Consider the following 23,608-nt stretch of genomic DNA (forward strand, 5'->3'; position numbering starts at 1 on the left):
CTCTTACTTCGCTCAACATTTCGAGTGTTCGCTGATAAAAGTACATCTTAAAAGTCAATTTGTTGTAATTCGAAACTAATATGCCTCATATCACTCAGCAATATTGTAATTTCATTGCTATTCATTACCGCAGCGGTAAACTTATTTCATTAAACTTCGGCACAGAACCAAGGAGCAGTGTTTCGTGAAGCAAACTACAAGACAGCAGAAAATCATCGATCTCGTACAAAAAAACGGCTATGTCAGTACCGACGACCTTGTTGAGCGTTTTAAAGTCAGCCCGCAGACCATTCGCCGTGATCTGAATGAACTGGCCGATGAAAATAAAATACGTCGCCATCACGGCGGCGCAACCACCCCGCTGAGCTCCGTAAATACCGCTTATAACACCCGTAAAGTGATGCAGCTGCATGAAAAGGACTGCATTGCAGAAGCCTTGGTAAAATATATTCCTAACGGCGCAACCCTGTTTATTGATATAGGCACGACGCCGGAGTCGATCGCCAAAGAGCTGGTGAAGAACCACAAAGATCTGCGTGTTGTGACCAATAATATCAATGTGGCGGCTATCTTAATGGGTAACGAAGACTTTAAGGTTATCCTTGCCGGCGGAGAAGTACGTAATAGAGACGGCGGTATTGTTGGTGAAGCAACCCTGGATTTTATTAAACAGTTCCGTTTAGATTTCGGCATTCTAGGTATCAGCGGTATTGACTATGACGGTTCACTGCTGGACTTTGACTACCATGAAGTACGGGTTAAAAAAGCGATTATAGAAAACAGCCGCAGTGTTTACCTGGCAGTTGACCATACAAAGTTCGGCCGTAATGCCATGGTGAATCTCGGTAATATTTCTGAACTGGATATGCTGATTACCGACCAGCAGCCGCCGGAAGAAATTGCAGCATTATTAAAGGAACATAATATCCCCTTTGAAGTGATTTCCCGCACAAGCTGAAACACTAAGCCATGTCTAGAAAAGATAAGCACTTAGGCAAAGACTAAGTGCTTATTATTAACTATCAGTCTGACTAGCTGCTTTTCTGAGCATCTAAAAAATCAACCGCACGATCCGGAAAGTCCGTAAATACACCGTCAACATCCGCTTTGTTATAGAAAATATCTAATAACTCTTCAAAGTCCTGCGCATACTCAGGTATTTTTCCTTCATCTAATCTAAATGTATAAGGATGAACCTGCATGCCGGCCTGATGCGCTTCCTTAACCAGAGAGGTAAAAACTAACTTACCTTTCTGCGATTCCGGTGCCACTACCATTGGATGCCAGGGGCCGACACCGTCCGCATATTCAGCAATTATTTCCATCGCTCCAGGCTTAAACATCCAGTCATAGTTATAAGCTTCAGGTTTGCCATCGACATACTGCATGGTTTCCCCCCAGCTTGTTTCAGCCATTAACTGCACTAATCTGATGTCCATGGAAAACTTTGGAAGCAGCTCATATTTGACACGCTTTAACTCATCAGCATCAAAAGACTGAAAGTAAACCAGATCCGTTTTATCAGTATAACCGTATTTTTTAAGCACTTTTAATACTGCCACACTGATATCTTTGCCCTCTTTACGGTGAAACCAGGGCGCTTTCACTTCAGGATATATGCCGATATTTTTTCCCGTACTGGTATTTAATCCCTGAATCATCTCGATCTCTTCTTCTAAAGTATGCACCTTAAAATCAGACTTCCAGATTGGAAAACGCCGCGCATAAACAGCGGTTTTCTCTCCATCCTTAAGGTTGAATGCTTCGGTCATTTTAAGTCTTTTAATTTCATCCAGGGTAAAATCAATAGCATAATACCTGCCGTCTTTACGTTTACGATCCGGGTAAACCTCGGCAACATTAGTAACACGGTCCAGATAATGATCATGTAATACCACTAAGAAATTATCTTTGGTCATGACCACATCCTGCTCAATGTAGTCAACGTCCATCGCATAAGCCATCGACTTGGCCTCCATACTGTGCTCCGGAAGATAGCCGCTGGCACCGCGGTGGGCAACAACGATCTTTTCAGCATGAGCAAAACCGGCCGTCGATGAGGTTATCAGCAGACCCAGCAGCAGCTTTTTCTGACCTGGTAATTGTTTGAACATAGTTTCACCACTTCTTATGATTAAATGTATTAGCCTGCTCAGATGCTTCAGCCTGACTTTCTATAAGTCATTCTAAGCAGGCGCTATTAAACTTTTATTAAATTGAGGCGGGTAAAAAACATTTAACTCGGATCTGACTGTTAATAGTCAGATCCGGCACTTTTTACCTTGTTTATACCGTGGCGGGATCCAGCTGTTCGTTTTCTTGATCAAGCTTGCGTTGTGCATGAATCTTATTTTCACCAAACATCGCCAGTATAAAGAACATAATAGACAGTACACATGAGGCAGTTAAAACTAAGAAGCCGCCGTCCCAGCCGAAGTGATCAACGGTATAACCTAACACTGCATTAGCCGCCACAGCGCCGCCAAGATAACCAAACAGACCAGTCAGGCCGGCCGCTGTTCCGGCTGCTTTTTTAGGTGCAAGCTCCAGTGCGTATAAACCAATTAACATTACCGGGCCGTAAATTAAGAAACCGATAGCCACTAAAGCCAGCATATCCACCATAGGATTGCCGGCAGGGTTAAACCAGTAAACCAGCACAGCAATAGTTACCAGTACCATAAATAAGATACCTGCAGGTGCGCGGCGGCCTTTAAACAGTTTATCCGACATCCAGCCGCATAATAAGGTGCCGGGAATACCAGCCCATTCGTATAAGAAATATGCCCATGAGGATTTATCCACCGAGAACTCTTTTACTTCATTTAAATATACCGGTGCCCAGTCAAGCACTCCGTAACGGATCATATAAACAAATGCATTCGCAATAGCGATGTACCATAGAAGTTTGTTGTTAAAAACATACTTAAAGAAGATCTCTTTCGCGGTCATCTCTTTTTCAAAGGACTCATTATAGTTATCAGGATAATCATCTTTATACTCTTCAACGGCAGGCAGACCACAGGACTGCGGCGTATCACGCATGGTCAGGAAAGTAAAAGCGGCAACCAGTAAAGCAAATATCGCCGGTACATAGAAAGCTGTACGCCAGTCATCATTAAACGCCCATAAACCTAATAAAAAGATCGGACCGATTAACCCGCCGCCGACGTTATGCGCAACATTCCAGACGGAAACAATACCGCCGCGCTCTTTATGAGACCACCAGTGCACCATGGTTCGTCCACAGGCCGGCCAGCCCATTCCCTGAAACCAGCCGTTCAGGAACAGAAGAATAAACATAGCGGTGATACTGCTTGTCGCCCAGGGCATAAAACCAAAACTGAGCATAACCAGTGCAGACATCACCAGACCTGCAACCATAAAATAACGCGGATTAGAACGGTCTGAAACATTACCCATTAAAAACTTCGATAAGCCGTAAGCAATAGATACAGAAGCCAGCGCCACACCAAGATCACCGCGGCTGTAGCCGTATTCTTCAATCAAAAAGGGCATCGCTAAACTGAAGTTTTTACGCACTAAATAATAACCGGCATAACCGACAAAAATACTTAAAAATAATTGCCAGCGCAGGCGTTTGTATACTGGATCAATCTTGCCTTCAGGCAGACGTTCAATATGTGCGACAGGTCGAAATAAACCGAACATAAGCAGTTCCTTAACAATGAATGGTGTGTATATTTTGAGCAGTCGAGCTCAAAACAAAATTATTTTAATCGTTTTCGCTCACAGAATAACTATTGCTGCGATATCTTAACGATTTTGCTGCGCCACTGTTGCGCGAATGAACAAATATTTCCACGAAGTTGATCACAAACGAAGATTTTATGTGCAAAAAAACGGACGCACTTAACAAAACAACGCATTAATTATCATTTACCCAGTATTAACAGCAACATACACAAACCACAACAGTTCATAACAAGCGCCTCACAAAGCCGCATGAGAACAGGGCAAGGCAATTATCCGCTCTTAAAACAGCACACACAGACTTCGGAAAAACACACGAAATGTTCGATACCGAAAATAAAAAGTGCATTTATTTAACAATTAATCTATATTGCATTTACACGCTCGAAAATGTTCGTTCGCCCAGCACAGATAATAAAAGTGAGTTTAATATGTATAATGGAAAGCAGGAACAGGAAAACAAACAAATTTTAGATCTGGTTGTTGTCGGCGGCGGCATCAACGGCGCAGGTATTGCGGCAGATGCAGCCGGCAGAGGTTTAAGTGTCGGGCTGTACGATGCATGCGATTTTGCCTCGGCGACATCTTCCGCCAGTTCGAAGCTTATCCATGGCGGTTTGCGTTATTTAGAACATTATGAATTTCGTTTAGTCTCTGAAGCACTGGCTGAACGTGAGGTTATATTAAAAAAGGCGCCTCATATAGCTAAACCTATGCGCTTCCGATTACCACACCGCCCGTTTTTACGTCCGGCATGGATGATCCGTATCGGTCTGTTTTTATACGATCATTTAGGAAAGCGCACAACCTTAGACCCAAGCCGGCAGGTTAACTTAGCAGAATCCGGTCTACTGAAAAAAGAGATCACTAAAGGTTTTGAATATTCAGACTGCTGGGTGGATGACGCGCGCCTGGTTATTCTTAATGCAATGGCCGCCGAGTCTAACGGCGCCGAAGTAAAAAACTACTGCCGAGTTGAAAAAGCCCAGCGTGTAGACGGTTTATGGCTGGTCACCATTTTTAATGAACAGACCAATAAACGTTTCCAGCGTAAAGCGCGTGCATTAGTAAATGCTGCCGGCCCATGGGTTAAACAGTTCTTTGACGACAGTCTGCCGGACAACTCTCCGCGCAATATCCGTTTAGTCAAAGGCTCACATATTGTTGTACCGCGCATTCATAACGAAGAGCAGGCTTATATCCTGCAGAACAAGGATAACCGTATTGTTTTTGTTATCCCGTATATGGATGACTTTTCTATTATCGGCACCACAGATGTTGAGTACATCGGTGATCCGCGTAAAGTGGCCATCTCAGACGAAGAGATCAGTTACTTAATTGATGTTGTTAACCAGCACTTTGTAAAACAGCTTAAAACAGACGATGTAGTCTGGACATACAGCGGTGTGCGTCCATTATGTGATGATGAATCAGACTCACCGCAGGCAATTACCCGAGATTACACCTTAGAATTAGAGCAGAAAGGCGATCAGGCACCATTACTGTCTATCTTCGGTGGAAAATTAACAACTTATCGTAAATTATCAGAGTCTGCGATGAAATTAATTCAGCCCTATTTTGCTAAATTAGGCGGTTCATGGACAGCCGACGTACCTTTACCCGGAGGTGACTTCAATTATCCGCGCAAACAGCTGGCAGAAAACTTAACCGCCCAGTACAGCTGGCTGCCGGTTAAAACCGCAAACCGCTATGTCAGCCAGTTCGGCACCCTAGCATGGCAGTTATTTGAAGGCTGTGAATCAGAAACTGATTTCGGCATTCATTTCGGAGCCGGTTTATACAGCCGTGAACTTGATTATTTTATTGAAAATGAATTTGCTAAAACCGCTGAAGATATTCTCTGGCGCAGAAGCAAATTAGGCCTGTACTTAAGCAAAGAGCAGCAGGTTAATGTAACAGCTTATATTAACGCTAAAGTTCAAAAAACAATGCCGGTTAAACTTGCTCAGGTCGGTTAACAATTATTTATGGCTGACATAAAAGGAGACTACATAGTCTCCTTTTTGTTTTTCGAGAGACGACTAACTGATTATTTTTAAACAATTTATCCAGTTTACGAACTTTTTTCAGAAAACAGACTCCAACCCACTCGCCAGAACTATAAAATTAGATAAATGCATATAAGCACTTTAAAACACAAAAAATACTATTACACTCTCTTAACTATGCTGGTGTTATTAATGTGTTTGTGCGGATTATTTAAAAATGCAGCGCAGCCGCAGCTTAAGCCGTTCACTATCATTTCCGCCCCACAGGCCGCTAATACATTTAATAACACGGCATCTCCCGCCGTCGGTATCTGCACCTTAGGAGAGCAGCTGTTAAGTTTTTCTTCCGGTTTAGAAAAAGAGCCGAGCTTTATTTTTCTCTGTATCATTTTCCTGAGCCTGCTGTTATTTAATAAAACAGCCGATCTCTTTTATTTCCCAAAAACACCTCTATATAAACCCCGACAAAAAATCCATTTAATGAAGTGTTTGTTTTTAGAGTAAATATTACGTTTTACCCTAAAAAATTCACTACACGGCCTATAGACAGAACTGTCTCATGCACTTAACGTTTTCTATATAGAAAATGTAAACTATTATTTTGGAATATTTAATGAACAAGACATTAACTCGGATTATTGTATTAATCAGCTTTATATTAACCTTTAACACTATCGTCCATGCCGAGCAGGAGACACAAACTGAGCGGCAGAAAATTACCAGGATCACAGAACTGCTGCAGCAGAATCCGCAGATGATTGATGATTTTCTTAACAGCCTGAATTATTACATAGAGCAGGATCAGCAGATCAAAGAAACACTGCTTAAGCATCAGAACTGGCTGCAGAATAATGCCTCACAAAGCAGTTTTGGTGCAGCTGAACCTGCACTAACCTTAATTAATTTCAGCGATTATAACTGCCCGTACTGCAAACGTTTAGATCCGGTACTTACAGCTTTAGCTGCAGAGATTCCGGAGTTGAAAGTGGTAAATGTATTTGTACCGCTGCGCCAGAAAAATCCGGCAGGATTAGATACAAACAGTGCTGAGTTCGCATTAAATGTATGGAATAATGATCCGCAAAGCTATCAACAGCTACATGATTATCTGATGCAGAAATCGGGATTACATACTGCGGCTTCACTTCAGAAAGCAGCCCGGCTGAGCGGCACTGAAAATTTATTAAGCGCTGATACGGCTTCACGAACAATACTGCAGAAAAATTACCAGATATTTTTAGAACTGGGATTAAAAGGCACACCGGCCATGATTATTAATAATCAGATTATTCCAGGCTATATGCCTTTAGATAAGCTTAAACCGATTGTTGAACAAGCACTGGCAGAGATAAACAAGTAACAGACAAACAAAAAGGAGACTACATTGTCTCCTTTTTTTAACTATTACCGTATTACTGTGGCCGTACTTCTACGGATGCTTGATAACCGACACACAAACATCATAAAGCCACTTGTGTAACAGACTGTTTCTATTAGATGTTTTTATGCAGTACACAAGCTTTAAAGGCACCTGGCAGGCTTTGTCAAAAGAAAAGTATTTAAGATCAGGTGTGATCACTACTTTCGGAACAAACATTACCATTTCAGAATTTTTAATCAGTTTAAGTCCCAGTGACAGATGATCAACTAATCCCCCATGAACAAAGTTCATGCCCTTGGCCCGCAGGTTTTCAAGAAAGCGATAACGCTGATCATTCCAGCCGGAAGTTTTAAGAATAATAGCCGGGTATGCAAGTGCCTGCTTCATATCAGCGGCGGGATGATCCGCTTTTAATGCCAGCACCATCTCATCATCTAACATGCGTTTCTGGTAAATATGCTGCGGTTTTTCTTCACTTAATATATGAATCGCCGCGGTTATCTGTGCGGATGCAAGCTGCTCCTGGGTTTCTCCCGTCCAGGTATAAAGCAGGATCTGCGCACGGGGAGCCAGCCGGGAGAGCTCACTGAACAGCGCAGCACCAAAACGTTCAATTAATCCCATAGAACAGGTTAACGAGATCTCCCCTGTAAATAATGCCGGATCAAAGGGACTGTTTTCTCCCAGGCTTTTTTCTAAAATTCCCTGCACCAGCTGCAGATCTTCAATAATTTCTAATAAGCGCGGGGTTACCTCACCTCCGCTTGCAGAGGCAACAAATAACGGATCATTATAAGTCTCCCTGAGTCTGGCTAAGGTTTTACTAATGGCGCTGGGTGTTTTACCAAGAATGCGGGCTGTACGCTTTAAACTCTTCTCTTTGTACAAACAGGTTAACACGCGAATATGTTTTAAGCCGATATCAGTTTCCATTTGCTCACCACTCGAAGTCCAAAAGTTCATCTAACCATCAAGTATAGTGACTTTATGGAAACACAAACGAGGTACGTTTCCAAAAAACAAAAAACTTGCGGCTCAAGAGGGAAAGTGGGTCAGTCAGTTAATCCGTGACTTTCAAATAAGGCAATCCCATGAAAAAATCTATTTTATCACTCGCTTTAACGTTTTCTTTCAGCCTGCACGCAGCTGAAATTACTCATGCATCCGATGCCCAGCTCCATGCTTATAAAGTGTTTCATCATGCTGATTATACACTTGATGTTGCCGATAAAGCCGGCGGCACCAATAAACTGATCCACACCACGATTTTACCAACTGAGGGCACGGATAACGTGGTAACACCGGCTCTGGATCATCTGTACAGCAAAGCGGTTATTGATTTAAGCAGCGGCCCGGTGATAATTGACTTACCTGAAGTTGAAAAAGACCATTATTTTTCTATTCATATTACCGACCAGGAGCATTACACCATATTTGATGAAATACGTCCGCAGGGCAAGTATGTCTTTATACATGAAGACTGGCAGGGTGAAGTTCCGGCAGGTAAAGTAATCAAAACCCGCAGTACTTATCCGCACCTGTTTATTCGTACGCAGGTAAAAAGCATAGATCAAAGTGGTTATACAGCAGCTTATGCTGTTCAGAATAAAATTCAAATTACCGGATTGTCCAAAACGCTGCAGGCTGAAGATGATTTGATCAAATTTACGCTCGACTCCCATTCTGCCTACCCCAAAAACAAAGCTTTACTTGAATCAATGATCGGTAACTATGACAGCGGCGTCCACCAGGAGATGTTTAAATATATCGGCCGGGAGTTTGTTAAAGGGGCGGCGAAAAGTAATATAGGCATTTTTAATGCTGAAGATAAAGGCGTTGATGATCCTCTAATGCGCGCTTTGGCTGTGATTGGTCATTTAGGTTTACCGGAAGAGCACGCCTATTACGCCGCTATGGCCTTTAACTGTTCCGGCACGCCGCTTAACGGTGATAATGTGGAGATAATGACCTTCCCCTATAATGCCGGTGTTGACGAGTTCTGGTCAGTCACTCGTTACAGCTCTTTAACCCGTAATACCTACCCGGGGAAAAATGATTTATATAATGCCTACAATACCAGACCGGATGCCGACGGTAATGTAACTGTTACCTTCAGCGCGGAAGATCCGCAGGACGGTACTTACTGGATGCCGGTTAATGCAGGAGAGCCCTATTATGTTGTCGGGCGCTATTACTCGCCGGATTACAATTCAGTGCGGACTATTGATGACTGCGGTACTCCAACCAACCCTGTGGCTGATTTTTATCAGGAGCATGCTGCTGTCTCAGCCAGATAAACTAACACTGCATAAAACAGAGCTTGTGCTTTTATCGGCACAGGCTTTAGCCGCAGATTTTAAACATCTGGCAGTCCTTAATAAATTCTTATAATTTCATAACTGCTCACTTTATCAGCGATTGAGACACTGACTTCATCTCCAGCTTCTCGATTCATTACAGCGCAGCCGAGTGGTGAGCCCGGAGTGACTACAACAATTTCTTTTTCTGCAAATGTCAGTTTTAAGCCGCCGGCAGCCGGTCCGAAAAAAATGTATTTTTCATTGTCCTGCATATCTAGCAGCACAACTAACGACCCTAAACGGACGCACGGCTTAACAGTGTCGGTACTGCTGCTTAATTTTTTAAAAGCGCAGAGATCAGCCGCGCACTCTTCCGCACGTAATGACTGCCCCTGTGCTAAATAGGATGCTTCCAGCGCTAAAGTATCATATTTGTTTTCTGCAATATTCTCATCATTGGTTGCCGTATCGTAGGCGCGGGAGGCGGCATCGACTGCACCTTGATAGGCTTCTTCTAATAGTCTAATAAGTTGTTCATGCAGCAGTTTTTTATTCATTTTCAGATCTTTTATTATCAGCAGAAAACGATCTTAATCAGCCCAGCCCTTAAAGTAAAGGCATGCATAAAGTACAACAGAAAGAACATAACGCCCATCTTCTCAATACCAATTTGTAATATCAGGTATACCTATCATTCATTATTCAACGGACCGCAATTGTTCGAAAATAGAGCAATAAATTACATGAGGTATATCTGTTTGTGCAGTCCGTACCTTGAATTAAATAATGCAGAACAACAGGTGCCCTATGAAAATACATGCAACAACTCTGTTATATGAAGAACTGCCTTCGGTATATAAGCTTTTAGACTCGCTCGGTTTTATGTGGTTTGTGGTATTAGTCACGGTGGGCATTATCTCCTGGTGCTTAGCAAAACTATGGCATATTCACTCAATTCCTAAACACCTGGCCAAAGAGAAAGGTCTGGCACAGGCCAAACTAGTATTCTGGCTGTGTATATTAGGCCTCGCCTGGAAACCTCTGTGGGTATTAGCGGTACTGGCTATCGTTACCGACTGGGACAAAGTTCAACTGTGGTTAAAAGGAGCAAGATCATGAAAGAAATAATGCTGCCGTATATTCTGCTCGTCTGGCTGTTATTCAAGTTTAATGTACTGAAACGTACTGCGGGTAACTATTTTATTACTGTCTTTGTCGGTTGATACTAGCGCTGGCACTGTTTTTCGGACACCGCTTTTATTCACCAGCTGATTTAACTAACTCAACAACGGTAAAAGCCCCGCATGCGGTTTTATCACCTGCAATTGGTCAGCATATTGACAAAATTTATGTAGATCACAATCAGCATGTGAAAAAAGGTGACATTCTGTATGTGTTAAAAGATGACAAGGTAACTTCTTCTATTTCAGAAGTGCACTCAGCACAGGTTGAAATTGAAAGAACCATTGATGCTAAAAAAGTCGTATTAGCGCAGGCGGCACGAGATCATAAACGTAATACCGGTATGCAGGAACATGTATCAATTAAAGAAAGAGAAGAATCCAGCGATCTGATTGAAACATTAACCGCCGATTTATTAGTGTTAGATGCCAGACAACAGGGTTTATATGCCAAATTAGACAGCCTTGAATTTGAATTATCACGCTTAACTGTCACAGCCCCTTTTGACGGCATGGTCACGCATATCTTTATTGCAGACGGATCTCGAATTGGTTCACTGCATCTTTGGGATACCAGCAAAAAGTTTATTGAAATGCGTATTCCTGATCAGGCTTATAAAAATGTTAAAACCGGCCAGTTTAGTGAATTCTTTGTGCATGCTTATCCGGGAGAAATATTCAGAGCTCGTGTTCACAGCAAAGTTGATGCAACAGGTGAAGCACAGGGCAGTTTACTGCCGCAGGAACAGTTTGTTTCCCGCCATATTCAACGCGGTGCTGCTCCCGTTGGTCGTACGGTTATTTTAGAAATAGACAGGGAAACCATGGATATGCTGCCTATAGGGGCAACCGGCTCTGCATGGATAAGTGCAGAAAAACCATGGTCACTGTTAGGTTTCTTAGACATTATCGGTGGTGCAACCGTACGCTTAACAGCTGCCAAGTCATATATACAAGCGTTATAAAAAACAAGCAGGAATAGGGATAGTTATCCCTATTCTCTGTTTTTAGATATATGTATTGCGTATATCAGCAATAACAATAAGTCATTATTCGAATCATCCGGCTTTCCATATTATTAATGCATTCAAATAAACATATTAAATATTAGAAAAAGTGCAGAAATAAGCCGCGGAGGTCATAACTTTAACTATGCCGGCTAATAAAAAAGAGTCATTCGACCTGTTTACCCATTGCCGCCAGATAGTGTCTTTATTTGGCGGCTTTTTTTATTGCCATCACAGCGTTTGCAGCTTTTTATAGCCAATCAGCCCTTGAAGGAACATTATGTCTTTTTTTCAACAATATGGTCTACTGATGAGCCAACTGGATTTAAATCTGTTAAAAGTGTTCAGAGCCTTAATTGAAGTACAAAATACCCGTAAAGCCGCCGAGCTTCTACACCTCAGCCAGCCGGCAGTGAGCCGCTGCTTGAGCCGCTTAAGAGACTATTTTGACGATGAACTGTTCATTCGTACTTCGCACGGGCTTGAACCGACTTCCAAAGCACTGGAAATTGGTGCCCGCCTGCCCGCTGCCATGGATCTGCTGATGGAAGCTGTTCACGGCAGTGATAATTTTGATCCAAGCTTTTATCACGGCAAAGTAACCATAGCTATTAACGGTTTTATTGCCCACTGGTTAGCTCCCCCGTTAATCAGCAGTATTGTAAAGCAGGCACCAGATATTGAAATTCAGATCACCAACTGGGAATCTACCACTCCGATACAGCTGACCGAAGGACAGGTACAGCTTGCCGTTAATTATTTCCCGCTGGATTTATCAAAGCAGCTGGTGCAAAAAAAATTAGGGCACGAAAAATTTGTGGTGCTGTGCCGTCAGGAGCATCCCATTAATACAAGGTGTATTCAACTCGAACATTTTGAGTTATTTCCTCTGGCTTCTCTGCTGATTCCAAACTGGAATGAAGTTAAAAACCGCACAGCTGAAATACTTAAAGAGTTCAATATTACCCCTAAAATTCAGCTGCGCAGCAGCCAGCTTAATGTTATTCTAAATGCATTATCCGAGACGGATATGTTGTTCCCCTGTTCAAAATTACTGGCAGGCACACTCGATACAGATAAGTTTAAAGTGCTGGAGGTCGACAGTAACTTTTATGATTCGATACCGCCGGGCGACTTTGCACTAGTGACGGCGAATAAATCTCGACGTCATCCGCTTAATCAGTGGCTGCAGAAATGTGTCAGCGATTGTGTACAGGAACAACTTCGTAATAGAGATAAGCTTGAAAAAAAAGAGACTCATTAGTCTCTTTTTGAACAAAACACGGACTGTTACCGCTTTCTCTGCTGCTGCGGTTTGTTTTTCTGGTTATTCATTTTATTAAGCCGTTAAGGTGATTTTACCTACTGCTTCACCAGACTCTAAACGTGCATGGGCATCTGCTGCCTGCCAGATAGTAAAATCTGAGTTATCAATTAACGGCTTAATAAGCCCTTGATCCACCAGCTCCGCTGCCTGTCTTAAAATCTTACCGTGAGAAGCCCGGTTAATTCCTTTGGTAAGCGGGAGAAGCATTAATACACTATGAAAGCTCAAACTTTTTAAAGCGACTTGTAAAATATTATCAACCGGCAGTGTAGCAGCAACTGCACCGTTAAAACGGACGGCTTCAAAACTGCGTTGAATATTCTCTCCGGCAATCGTATCGAAAACGGCATCAAAACCTTTACCACCAGTAAACTGCTGTACATAATCCTGCACTGAACAGTTATCCACATTGACTAAGTTATCAGCCCCTAAACCACAAGCCTGTTCAATAGTCCTTGATTTAGCCGTCGCAGTTACTGTGGCACCAAAATATTTAGCAAGCTGCACAGCAATATGACCCACACCACCTGTTGCACCGTGAATCAGTACGTTATCACCGGCTTTAACGGCTAATTTGTCATGTAATGCTTCCCACGCTGTAATAGCAACTAACGGCAGTGCCGCAGCCTGCTTCATGGTTAGTGTTTTTGGTTTTAATGCCATCAGATCCGCATCCACCAGCATAAATTCTGCTAATGCTCCATCGATACCCGCAATACCGCCAGCGCAGCCGTAAACTTCATCTCCGACTTTAAAATTATCGACATCAGCAGCGGCTTCAGTCACTATCCCGGCAACATCTCCATGTAATATTTCTGGTAAATTTGCCGACCAGGGTGTATCTACTGAACGCAGCATGGTATCTAACGGGTTAACACTAGTTGCTTTTACCTGTACGACTAAGTGCCCGGCTTTAAGCTGTGGTTTGTCTTTTTCTGCCTGTTGAAAAACATCACTGCCGCCGAGTTGTTTAATGATCATTGCTTTCATATTAATACCCTTTTATCCGTTTGTTTAGTAAGTGCGGGCATTGTATACATTGCATAAATGACCAACAACGCACCAAAAAACAAACTACTTTTGCTTTTTATGCAATAATGTATTTTTCAGTGTTTAATCCGCTTAAGGTAAATAAAATGAGTATGCTCACACGCCTGCACTATTTTAATTGTGTGGTAGAAACGGGGAGTATTTCCCAGGCAAGCCGCATTTTTGATCTGCAGCCTTCTTCAATATCACGACAGCTGGCGGCATTAGAAAAAGAGTTAGGTATCACGCTGCTCAACCGGACCACACGTAATATCGGCTTAACTGAAGCAGGACAGACCTATTATCAGTATTCGCAGCGTATTGTCGCAGAGCTTGAGCAGGCAAATCGTGCGGTCAATGACCTGCAGCAGAATCCTAAAGGAAATTTAAAAATCAACATGACAGTCGGCTTTGGTGAAAGCTGCGTGCTGCCGCTTATCCCGGCTTTTATAAAAAAATATCCCGATATCAAAATTGAACTAGAGCTCTCTGAGCGAGTGATTGATCTGGTAGAAGATAATGTGGATATCGCAATCCGCAGCGGACGTCTTCCCGACTCTAATTTAATTGCCAGAAAACTGGCGGATAATAACTTTATCTTATGCGCCAGCCCTGAATATTTAAGCACGCACGGCAGCCCTGAAAATACTGAATCACTGGCTGATTATGACTGTATTCGTTACGGTTATTCGGGCTGGCGGGACTGGTTTGTTATTAAAGAAAAAGCCCGAAAATTAGTTATTAAAGAGGGGCTGGTAGTCAACTCGGTTAACGGTCAGAAACAGCTGCTGTTGAATCATGCTGGTTTAGCATTAGTAGCCAGATGGGCACTTAAAGACGAATTAAATAACGGGACTTTAGTGCAGGTACTCGCAGACACTGTTTTCAGCCCCTATGAAAGCTTAAGCTCCACCTATGCAATATATTTAAAACGCGATCTTATTTCTCCCAAAGTGCGGGTATTTTTAGACTTCCTTAAAGAGAATATCGACAAATAGAAACAGGAGAGACCAAGCGGTCTCCCCTTTAATCAGCCAATGTCTTCCATATCTGCACAGGTTCTTCTCGGCGCTGTATCGCCAGTCACGCTGAAACCAGCACAGAAATATGATCTAACCGTTTTAAGACGGGAACAGCCTGCTTTTCAAGGTAAAAATGACTTGTGACACGAATAACAAACAACTACATTAAAGTTCAAGGATCAGTTATTTTAGGAAAAAGTACTTATGTCATACCGTATTTCAGAAATCCGTCCTGCAGACGATGAAACAATCTGCGCTATCATCAAAAATGCCGGTATCGAGCATGGAGCGTCAGGAGAAGGTTTCGGCCCTTCCGATCCGGAAGTACAGTGTATGAGCAGTCACTATAAGCAGCAGAACCACAGCCGTTACTTCGTTGTAACGATTGACGGCCGGGTTGTCGGCGGCGGCGGTATTGCACCTTTTAACGAAAGCAGTGAAATCTGCGAGTTACGCAAGCTGTTCTTACAACCCGAAAGCAGAGGTTTAGGTATTGGTAAAGCCTTAACTGAACAATGTCTGGATTACGCAAAATCGCAGGGGTATCTGCAGTGTTATCTGGATACCTTATCTAGCATGAAGCCTGCCATAAAGTTATATGAAAACGCTGGTTTTAGGCATTTACCGCACCCCCTTGCCGGCACGATTCACGGCGGCTGTGATATCTGGATGATCAAAGAGTTATAGCGGCAGTTGGCCCCATAAGCAGGAGAATATTCACCGTGCTAATAGGTTACTTAAGGTTTACAAAACAAAAAGAGACCGATCGGTCTCGTTTTGTACTGATATCATTCTTACGTAAGCAAAACGTCTAATGTTATTCGTCTTTGGGTCTGACCTGAATTTTATAATAAAACTGCAGTCCACCAACAATTACAGCCAAACCAAGCAGTAGTACATATGAATAATTTTCCATCTCTTTACCCCCTGTTGATAACATAAGAGTTTAATTTTTATCACGCACATATCCGTAATAACAAGGGGCAGATTCACAAGGTGTGAGAGAGGCGGGGTTTTACAGCAGGCAATACAAAAAACAACGGCTGCAGACAAGTTCGATGAATTACTGCCCCGCTTTTACTTTCTGCAGCTGCAGCATACGGTTATATCGGCCGCTCGCTTTTAATTCTGCCAGTCCGATGTTAAAGGCACTGAGTAAGCGCCTGGCCCGCTGATCCGGAATTTTCCGGGAGAAAATAAGCGAAATAGGTATCTCAGCAAAAATGCGCGGATCATAGGTAATGAGTCTGCCCGATTCTACTGTCAGGTAGCGATTAATAAGGCTGTTGCCGACGAGCAGATCCATAGGAAAAAGATCAATAACCTGTTTGTTTAAATTGCTGATATTTTCCGGATTATTATCCACATAGTTAATATTTAACAAACCATTTTTAACAGCATTATCAAATTCACTGCCGAACTTATAGGTACGGGTAACACCAATACGCAGCCCTTTGAGATCATCAATGCTGTTATACATAAAGTTTAATGACTTTAAATGAAAGAAGACTTTACGACTGGTGTAGATCGGATCTGAAAAATAAAAATCATGACTGCGCTGTTCATTCGGCGCCCAGCCTAAAGAGCCGTCAAACTTATTATCCCGGGCTTCTTTGTAACTTACTGCCCATGGCTGAAACTGATAAATCACATCAAAGCCCTGCAGCGCAAACGCTTCCCGTACAATCAGCGGTAAAATACCGTCATTTTCATAGCGATGTGAAATTAAAGGGGACCATTCTCCCGTTGTCAGGCGAACGGTTTGATCTGCGGAAACCTGCCCAGCACAAAACAAAGCGATAAGAATATAAAATATACGTAACATGTTTCCTCCTCACCCGAGTTTCCTGAATCACTGTTATTAGTATTGAGCAGTCCTAACAGCCAGTAAAGGCTGTCATTATCAGACAACAAACAAAAACTACAGCTCAATTTTTATTGTTACTGTTTCCTGCCCCTCCACTGAAGCAGGCAATGCGCAGCAGAGCAGAATTTCATTACCTGCAGTTTCGGCCGTTACTTCACTTTGATAGATTATTTTTCCGGCCAGTAATTTACGCTTACAGCTCCCGCAATGGCCACTTCGACAGCTGAAATCAGCTAATAAACCAAGACCTTCCGCAAACTCAAGTAACGTTCCGTCACCTTCTTTCCAGACCTGTTCGATTCCGGATACAGCGAAATTAACCACGGCTTGCCGGGCAGCAATTAAAGGCTTGCAGGCAGATTCAGGCATATTATCTTCCCAGTTAGTTTATTACGGATACAGACGGCATTAATCACAGTGCACAAGAGAGTTTTAAAAATGCATCACTGTACTTAAAGTCTATACCCGATTTTTACTTATGCAGAACCAATGTTATTTCCTGACTGCTTCACAAATCAATGTTTAGCGGCACTGGATGAAAAAATATTCTCACTTCCAAAAAGGATTTTTTTACATGACATACAGCGGTGCTTATAACGAGGATCATTAACGCGGGTTAACGGTTGAAACAAAACTTTATCTGATTTACAGCTGTAACAGAGGGCCTTTTCATTATCATCCGTTCGGCACTCCGGGTGACGTTCAAGATACTCGGCCAAAGAGGGTAATTTACGTAAATGACGGCCTTTCAGCTTAAAATAAAATACAAAATAAGCCGCAAGTGCGACGACGGCAGAAACCGCGCCGATCCATACCAGATCCATATATTCAACCTTCCCTGTTGAGCATTAAAATTTGTTTAAAAAATAAACCACAATTTACCTTTTTAGCACATACAGATCTGGATAAATTTGATAAATATCAGTTTATTGAACAAGCACCTTCCTTTAACTGCCTGAACAGAAAAAGTAATCTGCAATTGTGATGAACAAGACATTTCTGTTTTCAGATTTATCTATCTGCAGCGCCTAAAACTGTCCGGACAAATTCAGTTTCATATCTATATTAACCATCTCGGTATTAAATGAGCCGTATTCTGTGAAGCCCAATTTTTTATAAAAAGCTCTAGCCAGGTGGTTAGACTCCTGCGTTCCCCCCATTAAAACAAGACTTCTAAGGCCTTTGTTTAAGGCAAATTCAATAATTTTAAGCATAACCTGACTAGCAATGCCGCTGTTCTGATACTTATCGGCAATACAGGGAGCAAAGACAGGATCAATTTTACACTGAAGAGCTGTTCCATAGGAAAGGTAACGACTCTTTTCGTGCTCAAACAGATTAAAATCAAGTATAAAATAACCCGCGATTTCAGTATCGTTTTCAACAATGAATCGGCTTACACTTGTATCAGAAGCAGAGCACAGCTTTAATGCATGCTCTCTACTTAAAGGGTGCGGGCCGAATCTTGAACGTGTATCAGCCGATAAGTTTACAAAAAAATCTCCCAGTATCTGCGCATCATCGACCTGCAGTTCCCGAAACACAAATGTTCTATTATTTTTTGCAGTAATGATTTGTTTTTCCATGATGTGTCCTATGCTCCGCTGTTTGTTGTCAGTCGTATTTAAACACTGCGTACTACGGATAATTCATCACGATAAAACTGTCCGTATTGCAGAAAGTATTTAACCTGATTAATAACCTGGTTATTTTTCATCATAAAGGGATGTGTTACCGGCATAATCAGATGATCTTTCATGCCGGATAATCTAGTACTGTGCACAGAAACCTTACCGTCGTTCTGTCCCGGCAGTAAAGTTGACAAAATAGGATTAACACTGCGTTTTCCAGCGATAATACCCAGTTCAAAATCTGCCCTGCCGATACTGTTTACAAGACTGTCCGGTTCAGTGCCCAGCTGCATGCCAGCCTGTTTATTAAAGCGCCGGTTTTTAATCAGCCTGCCTAACAGATCAATCAGCTGAGAGCCCTGATTAGGCGGGCCTAACATCACCACCCGCCCAAGGTTATTAATGTGCCTATGCTGCAGATATAAACGCACTAAGATACCGCCCATGGAGTGGCTGACGAAATGCACTTTATCCGACTCAGGGCATAACTGCAGCGCCTGATTAATGGTATTTTCAGCAAGCATTTCCAGAGATTGTTTTAATGAAGGATAACGACAGTTAATCACTAAATACCCCTGCCTGGTTAGGTCTGCAGCAATCTTTTTCATACAAAAATCACTTTTAGCCAGACCATGCAGCAGAATAACCGCTTCATTAGTTACTTTCTCAGACAGATTAACTGTCATTTATAACCTCTCTAGCTTAACTGTAAAGCCAGCTTTTTAGCCTGACTGAAATCCGTTTTACCTGCTCCGAGTTTAGGGATCTGCTCTACTTCGAAGCAGCGCTTCGGGATCATTAACGGATTACAGCCGGCGGCTGACATATTCTTCTTTAAAGCCTGGCTGTCCAGCTCTCCTTGATGCAGTAAAATAATACTTTCACCTTTCTGTGCATCTGCAATGTTTACCGCGACCAGTTCGATATCGTTATCACAGGCTTTAATAACCGCCTGTTCGACGGCACTTAAACTGATCATCTCGCCGCCTAATTTTGCGAAGCGTGAGTAACGATCCAAAATAGTTAAGAAACCATCACTGTCTAAACAGCCTTTGTCACCCGAGATATACCAGCGCTCACCATCTATCTCCTTAATCACCTGTGCCGTTTTTTCCGGGTTATTTAAATAACCAAGCATTACCTGGGCACCGCCGATCAGAACTAATCCCGCTTCACCTGCCGGCAGCTCTACAAAACTTTCAGGATCAACTATTTTAAAGCTGCTGCCGGGTAACGGCATACCAACCGTGCCCTCTTTACCGCCAACCTGTACCTGCCACAGCTTTTGATCTAACTGATCCGGCATATTAACACTGGCAACCGGAGTGGTTTCTGTGGTGCCGTAACCTTCTAAAATGCGTTTATTAAACTTGCTTTCAAAATCGCTTTTTACCTGCGCATTAAGCTTTTCGGCTCCCGCTACTACAATACGCAGCGAATCAAACATTAACGGACTTACCTTTCTATTTTTCGCATATAAACGCAGGAAGGTCGAAGTACCGCACATAATCGTCGCCTGATTTTTTGCCACCGCTTTACCGATACCGACGGCATCAGTGGGATCGGCATGACAAACTAAGGGCAAACCTTCCACTAAAGGCAGGAACTGCGTTACCGTTAATCCAAATGCATGAAATAACGGTAAAGAGCCCAGAACCACATCACTCTCCTGGGTATTTAAAACATCGGAAACCTGTTTTAAGTTAGCCATAATATTGGTGTGACTTAACATTACTCCTTTCGGCGCCCCTTCACTGCCGCTTGAAAACAGAATAGCGGCAGCCTGCTGAGATTTTACTTTTGTTACATAAAGCGCTTTTAACAGCCACGCCGGTAAACATTTAACTAATAATAAACGTGCTGCTTTATGAGACTGCTTGACCTGTTTAAGTGTCTCTTCCAGGTATTCAACCTGAACATCCTGTAAAACATCAGTTAAGTCGATACCGCGCTTATGCAGTTTCTTCAAAAACAACTTTGAAGTATAAACATGAGTTAGCTGCGCCTGCTTAACAGCATCAGCAACAGCATCCCGGCTTGCAGTGTAGTTAAGGTTAACAATCGTTTTCCCTGCAATAACCGCAGCCATATTTGCAACCACACCGCCCGCACTGGTGGGTAATAACAAACCGACATTTTGTGTTTTACAGCTCTTTTTAATCAGTTTACTTAAGCTGATCGCGCCTACTAGACTCTGCTGAGCAGACAGTACAGTGCCGGTACTGTCAGTAATTGATGTTTGGCTTCCAACACGTTTAACCGCATCAATCCATGCACAGCCGATATTCGGCAGCTCGGCAGCATGTTTTTTCCAGGATAATACAGACAGATCAAACACCCGGCGTTTCACCTGCTCAGCACTGCTGCTTTTCGGCATCTCTTGTGCAAAAGCGACAACCAAATCACGGAACACCCCCTGTCTGCGCACCTCTTTTAACTTGTCCGATGAACGGCTGAATTTACTGCCCCATAAGCCGCGGATATAAAAAGGTACAATGGCCAGTTCCTGCTCCGCCTTTTTACAAGCCAGCTCAAAACCACGCTTAAACTCAGCCAGATGACCATTACGGCTGATTAAACCTTCGGGGAACAGCGCCACGACTTCACCCTGATCTAAAACAGCGGCTATCTCGGTTAATGAACGTTTACTTGAAGCCGAAGATTCAATTGGAATGCAGCCTAAGGCCTTAAAAAACCAGCATAGATACCAGCGGGAAAATATTTTTTTCTCCATCACAAAACGTACCGGACGAGGACAGGCAATCTGCAGAACAGCCCAGTCTACCCAGCTGACATGGTTGCCTAACAGCAGCACGCCGCCCTGCTCGGGAATATTTTTCATACCTTGAACAGACACTTTATAATGGCGTGATATCGACCAGTTAAGCACGATCCGCACTAAGCTCTGCGGTAGTTTATAAACAGTGTAAATACCGCCTAAAATCGCCACCAGCGCAGTAAAAGTCAGTAAAAAATGACTGTCAAAGCCGTAAAAAGAGAAACAGGCGGTGATCACTAAGAAGCTCGCCATACCGATATTCTGCACCCAGTTATTCAGTGCTAATACTTTACCCATTTCACCGCTGCCGGCATGGAACTGAATCAGTGCATTAAGCGGTACAATAAAAATCCCCCCCATTATACCGACTGCAAAAAAGCACACAGCCTGTGCTGCTGATGACTGCATAAAGGGTAAAAACCATAATGCGGCGGCAATGCCCGCGGCTCCCAGCGGAATCAAACCGGTTTCGATATGGTCTTTTGACCATCGCCCGGCCAGCCATGAACCAAGAGCAATACCGACACCTGTTGCGGCAATAGTTGCCTGAATAATTAAGGTGTTGGTTACCGAGAAGTTGGCTTTGGCATATGCAGGAAAACTCGCTAATAACATTTGTCCGATTGACCAGAACATAGCTAAACCAATAATAGAAAGGCGAATCACTTTACGTTCAATAAACGGACTTAAGCTTTCTTTAAGATAAGCGCCGGAGCGGTATTTATTCCAGTTAAAGGATTTATCTGCTTGTTTCTGCTCTAGATTTGGTAAGCGGTAAGCCATGATTAATTCAATAATCGAATTGATCACTAATAACCAGGCTAACGGCGCCATGCTCTGCAGTATCAATGCCGGATTTGAAAATTCAGGCTGATACAGTGACTCAAATAATAAAGAATACACCAGGGTGCCCGCTAAAATAGCAACAATGGAGACCGCCTGCACCAGTCCATTTGCTTGAGCCAGTTTCTCTTTACCAAACAGCGGTTTGATATAACCGTATTTAGCCGGAGAATAAAAGGTCGACTGTACAGCAAGTAAAAAGGTCATCGCAAAAGCAAACCAGAACAGGCCCAGGTAATAACAGACAGTGATCGCCAGTGTCAACACAACAGCCGCCCAGGCGCTGATCCGTATCACTCGGTTTTTAGGGTGTTTATCAGAAATAAAACCAGCGGGGGTCAGCAGTAAAATAAAGGGAATTAAAATTAAACCATTCACTAAAGCAGTCAGCAGTACCTGCTGCTGCCCGTCATAGCTTTTGAAGATAGTATTCTGAATGATTATCTTATGCCCTAGATCAACAAAGGCATTTAAGAAAACCGCAAAAACATAGGGCCAGGCCCCTTTTATCTTAGCTAACTTATCCATTTTAAAACTCCGTGTAGACTGATACAAAAATCATATTTAAGAATGATTATGATGAGCTTCAAAAATGACGCAAGCAGCATTTAATAAGTCTATCTATCTGCACCAAAAGGTATTACATTTTAATACTTTTTAAATGTGAAGGTCTCAATATGTCACAAACCAAGATTCTAATCGGTGCTTTGAAGGCGCAGTTAAAAGCCCACGGGAAAACCTATGATGATGTTGCAAAATATCTTCAGCTTAGCCAGGCATCGGTTAAACGACTTTTTAGTGAGGGAAATATAAGCCTAGCCCGCTTAGAGTCCATTTGTAATATGATTGAACTGCCGCTTGCGGATCTGGTTTTATCTATGACTATCGAACATAAAAAAATAGACAGTCTGTCGTTATTACAGGAGCAGGAGATCGCTGATGATTTATTACTGCTGCTTCTTACCGTCTGCGTTGTCAACGGTTTTACTTTTGACGATCTTCTCCAGGAATATTCGCTGACAGAGCTGGAATGTATTCAAAAACTGGCAAAATTAGACAAGCTGAAAATTATTGAGTTATTACCCGGTAACCGTTTCAAACTTAAAATCAGTACTAACTTTGCCTGGCTGCCCGACGGTCCCATTCAGCGCTTCTTTTTAAAACGCGTTCAGGAAGAATTTTTTAACAGTCACTTTAAGCTGCCCACTGAAAAACTGATCGTGATTAACGGATTGTTATCATTAAGCACCAATGCAGAGATTCAAAAGCAGATGCAGAAACTCAGCAGTAATTTTGCCGAATGCAGAAATGAAGATGCTTCCTTAAAAATGAAGCAGAAACACGGTACAACTATGGTACTGGCATTACGGCAATGGGACTCCAGTTTGTTTGATGAGATCCGCAGAAAATCCTGATCAGTCTTCTATATCGACCTATTGGGTAGCAAATATCGCTACCTTTTCATTTGCATTTTACCTTATTCCAATACCTGCTTATAACTTAGCTGTCTTTAGCACC

The 23,608-nt window shown here is 42.6% G+C and carries 22 protein-coding genes; 10 read left to right on the forward strand and 12 right to left on the reverse strand.

Going from position 1 to position 23,608, the window contains the following annotated elements:
* Nucleotides 1–184: 184 nt before the first annotated feature.
* Nucleotides 185–958 (forward strand): DeoR/GlpR family transcriptional regulator, encoded by a 774-nt coding sequence (locus G337_RS0108110; protein WP_028863447.1) that lies wholly within the window; start codon nucleotides 185–187, stop codon nucleotides 956–958.
* A gap of 73 nt (nucleotides 959–1,031) precedes the next feature.
* On the opposite strand, the gene glpQ is transcribed toward G337_RS0108110, so the two are convergent.
* Together glpQ and glpT are read right to left on the reverse strand one after the other, a co-directional pair.
* The gene (gene glpQ, locus G337_RS0108115) at nucleotides 1,032–2,114 is read right to left on the reverse strand and encodes a glycerophosphodiester phosphodiesterase (protein WP_028863448.1); all 1,083 of its coding nucleotides are present in this window, start codon (nucleotides 2,112–2,114) and stop codon (nucleotides 1,032–1,034) included.
* 172 nt (nucleotides 2,115–2,286) lie between these two features.
* On the reverse strand, nucleotides 2,287–3,672 hold the full coding sequence (glpT, locus tag G337_RS0108120; protein WP_028863449.1) for a glycerol-3-phosphate transporter: 1,386 nt from the start codon (nucleotides 3,670–3,672) through the stop codon (nucleotides 2,287–2,289).
* 473 nt (nucleotides 3,673–4,145) lie between these two features.
* Between glpT and glpD the strand changes: the two genes are divergently transcribed.
* Nucleotides 4,146–5,693, forward strand: a complete 1,548-nt coding sequence (gene glpD / locus G337_RS0108125; RefSeq protein WP_028863450.1) for a glycerol-3-phosphate dehydrogenase — start codon at nucleotides 4,146–4,148, stop codon at nucleotides 5,691–5,693.
* A 191-nt stretch (nucleotides 5,694–5,884) separates the two neighbouring features.
* Here the strand turns inward: glpD and G337_RS28580 are convergent, their stop codons facing one another.
* Nucleotides 5,885–6,112, reverse strand: a complete 228-nt coding sequence (locus tag G337_RS28580) for a hypothetical protein (protein WP_157619250.1) — start codon at nucleotides 6,110–6,112, stop codon at nucleotides 5,885–5,887.
* A gap of 224 nt (nucleotides 6,113–6,336) precedes the next feature.
* Here G337_RS28580 and G337_RS0108135 point away from each other — a divergent pair, with 224 nt between their 5' ends.
* Nucleotides 6,337–7,083 carry a DsbA family protein gene (locus tag G337_RS0108135; RefSeq protein ID WP_028863452.1) on the forward strand — a complete coding sequence of 249 codons (747 nt, stop codon included), beginning with the start codon at nucleotides 6,337–6,339 and terminating at the stop codon, nucleotides 7,081–7,083.
* Nucleotides 7,084–7,152: 69 nt separating this feature from the next.
* Here the strand turns inward: G337_RS0108135 and G337_RS0108140 are convergent, their stop codons facing one another.
* Nucleotides 7,153–8,037: a LysR family transcriptional regulator gene (locus G337_RS0108140; RefSeq protein WP_028863453.1), complete on the reverse strand. Its 885-nt coding sequence runs from the start codon at nucleotides 8,035–8,037 to the stop codon at nucleotides 7,153–7,155.
* 158 nt (nucleotides 8,038–8,195) lie between these two features.
* Here G337_RS0108140 and G337_RS0108145 point away from each other — a divergent pair, with 158 nt between their 5' ends.
* Nucleotides 8,196–9,401: a DUF1254 domain-containing protein gene (locus G337_RS0108145; protein WP_028863454.1), complete on the forward strand. Its 1,206-nt coding sequence runs from the start codon at nucleotides 8,196–8,198 to the stop codon at nucleotides 9,399–9,401.
* Nucleotides 9,402–9,478: 77 nt separating this feature from the next.
* Here the strand turns inward: G337_RS0108145 and G337_RS0108155 are convergent, their stop codons facing one another.
* Nucleotides 9,479–9,961 (reverse strand): GreA/GreB family elongation factor, encoded by a 483-nt coding sequence (locus G337_RS0108155; protein WP_028863455.1) that lies wholly within the window; start codon nucleotides 9,959–9,961, stop codon nucleotides 9,479–9,481.
* Between the two features lie 250 nt (nucleotides 9,962–10,211).
* Between G337_RS0108155 and G337_RS0108160 the strand changes: the two genes are divergently transcribed.
* The 3 genes from G337_RS0108160 (at nucleotide 10,212) to G337_RS0108170 (ending at nucleotide 12,856) form a co-directional block, all read left to right on the forward strand.
* On the forward strand, nucleotides 10,212–10,523 hold the full coding sequence (locus tag G337_RS0108160) for a hypothetical protein (RefSeq protein WP_028863456.1): 312 nt from the start codon (nucleotides 10,212–10,214) through the stop codon (nucleotides 10,521–10,523).
* A 100-nt stretch (nucleotides 10,524–10,623) separates the two neighbouring features.
* Nucleotides 10,624–11,550 (forward strand): HlyD family secretion protein, encoded by a 927-nt coding sequence (locus G337_RS25845; protein WP_245597644.1) that lies wholly within the window; start codon nucleotides 10,624–10,626, stop codon nucleotides 11,548–11,550.
* Between the two features lie 322 nt (nucleotides 11,551–11,872).
* Nucleotides 11,873–12,856 (forward strand): LysR substrate-binding domain-containing protein, encoded by a 984-nt coding sequence (locus G337_RS0108170; RefSeq protein WP_028863457.1) that lies wholly within the window; start codon nucleotides 11,873–11,875, stop codon nucleotides 12,854–12,856.
* A 75-nt stretch (nucleotides 12,857–12,931) separates the two neighbouring features.
* On the opposite strand, the gene G337_RS0108175 is transcribed toward G337_RS0108170, so the two are convergent.
* Complete coding sequence (locus tag G337_RS0108175) at nucleotides 12,932–13,909, reverse strand: zinc-dependent alcohol dehydrogenase family protein (protein ID WP_028863458.1); 978 nt, start codon at nucleotides 13,907–13,909, stop codon at nucleotides 12,932–12,934.
* Between the two features lie 146 nt (nucleotides 13,910–14,055).
* Here G337_RS0108175 and G337_RS0108180 point away from each other — a divergent pair, with 146 nt between their 5' ends.
* Nucleotides 14,056–14,946, forward strand: coding sequence for a LysR family transcriptional regulator (locus G337_RS0108180; protein WP_028863459.1), 891 nt, complete (start codon nucleotides 14,056–14,058; stop codon nucleotides 14,944–14,946).
* Nucleotides 14,947–15,174: 228 nt separating this feature from the next.
* On the forward strand, nucleotides 15,175–15,657 hold the full coding sequence (locus G337_RS0108190; RefSeq protein WP_028863460.1) for a GNAT family N-acetyltransferase: 483 nt from the start codon (nucleotides 15,175–15,177) through the stop codon (nucleotides 15,655–15,657).
* A gap of 376 nt (nucleotides 15,658–16,033) precedes the next feature.
* On the opposite strand, the gene G337_RS25850 is transcribed toward G337_RS0108190, so the two are convergent.
* From G337_RS25850 to G337_RS0108225, 6 genes are all read right to left on the reverse strand, one after another.
* Nucleotides 16,034–16,795, reverse strand: coding sequence for a substrate-binding periplasmic protein (locus tag G337_RS25850; protein WP_037027250.1), 762 nt, complete (start codon nucleotides 16,793–16,795; stop codon nucleotides 16,034–16,036).
* A 96-nt stretch (nucleotides 16,796–16,891) separates the two neighbouring features.
* Nucleotides 16,892–17,206: a 2Fe-2S iron-sulfur cluster-binding protein gene (locus G337_RS0108205; RefSeq protein WP_028863461.1), complete on the reverse strand. Its 315-nt coding sequence runs from the start codon at nucleotides 17,204–17,206 to the stop codon at nucleotides 16,892–16,894.
* A 146-nt stretch (nucleotides 17,207–17,352) separates the two neighbouring features.
* Nucleotides 17,353–17,661 (reverse strand): hypothetical protein, encoded by a 309-nt coding sequence (locus G337_RS0108210; protein ID WP_028863462.1) that lies wholly within the window; start codon nucleotides 17,659–17,661, stop codon nucleotides 17,353–17,355.
* Nucleotides 17,662–17,865: 204 nt separating this feature from the next.
* Complete coding sequence (locus G337_RS0108215; RefSeq protein WP_028863463.1) at nucleotides 17,866–18,423, reverse strand: GNAT family N-acetyltransferase; 558 nt, start codon at nucleotides 18,421–18,423, stop codon at nucleotides 17,866–17,868.
* Between the two features lie 38 nt (nucleotides 18,424–18,461).
* Nucleotides 18,462–19,154 carry an esterase/lipase family protein gene (locus G337_RS0108220; protein ID WP_028863464.1) on the reverse strand — a complete coding sequence of 231 codons (693 nt, stop codon included), beginning with the start codon at nucleotides 19,152–19,154 and terminating at the stop codon, nucleotides 18,462–18,464.
* 11 nt (nucleotides 19,155–19,165) lie between these two features.
* Nucleotides 19,166–22,618: an acyl-[ACP]--phospholipid O-acyltransferase gene (locus G337_RS0108225; protein WP_028863465.1), complete on the reverse strand. Its 3,453-nt coding sequence runs from the start codon at nucleotides 22,616–22,618 to the stop codon at nucleotides 19,166–19,168.
* A gap of 149 nt (nucleotides 22,619–22,767) precedes the next feature.
* Here G337_RS0108225 and G337_RS0108230 point away from each other — a divergent pair, with 149 nt between their 5' ends.
* On the forward strand, nucleotides 22,768–23,505 hold the full coding sequence (locus tag G337_RS0108230; RefSeq protein WP_028863466.1) for a helix-turn-helix domain-containing protein: 738 nt from the start codon (nucleotides 22,768–22,770) through the stop codon (nucleotides 23,503–23,505).
* Nucleotides 23,506–23,608 lie beyond the last annotated feature (103 nt).

Origin of the sequence: Psychromonas aquimarina ATCC BAA-1526, from assembly GCF_000428725.1 — a bacterium.
Lineage (GTDB): Bacteria > Pseudomonadota > Gammaproteobacteria > Enterobacterales > Psychromonadaceae > Psychromonas > Psychromonas aquimarina.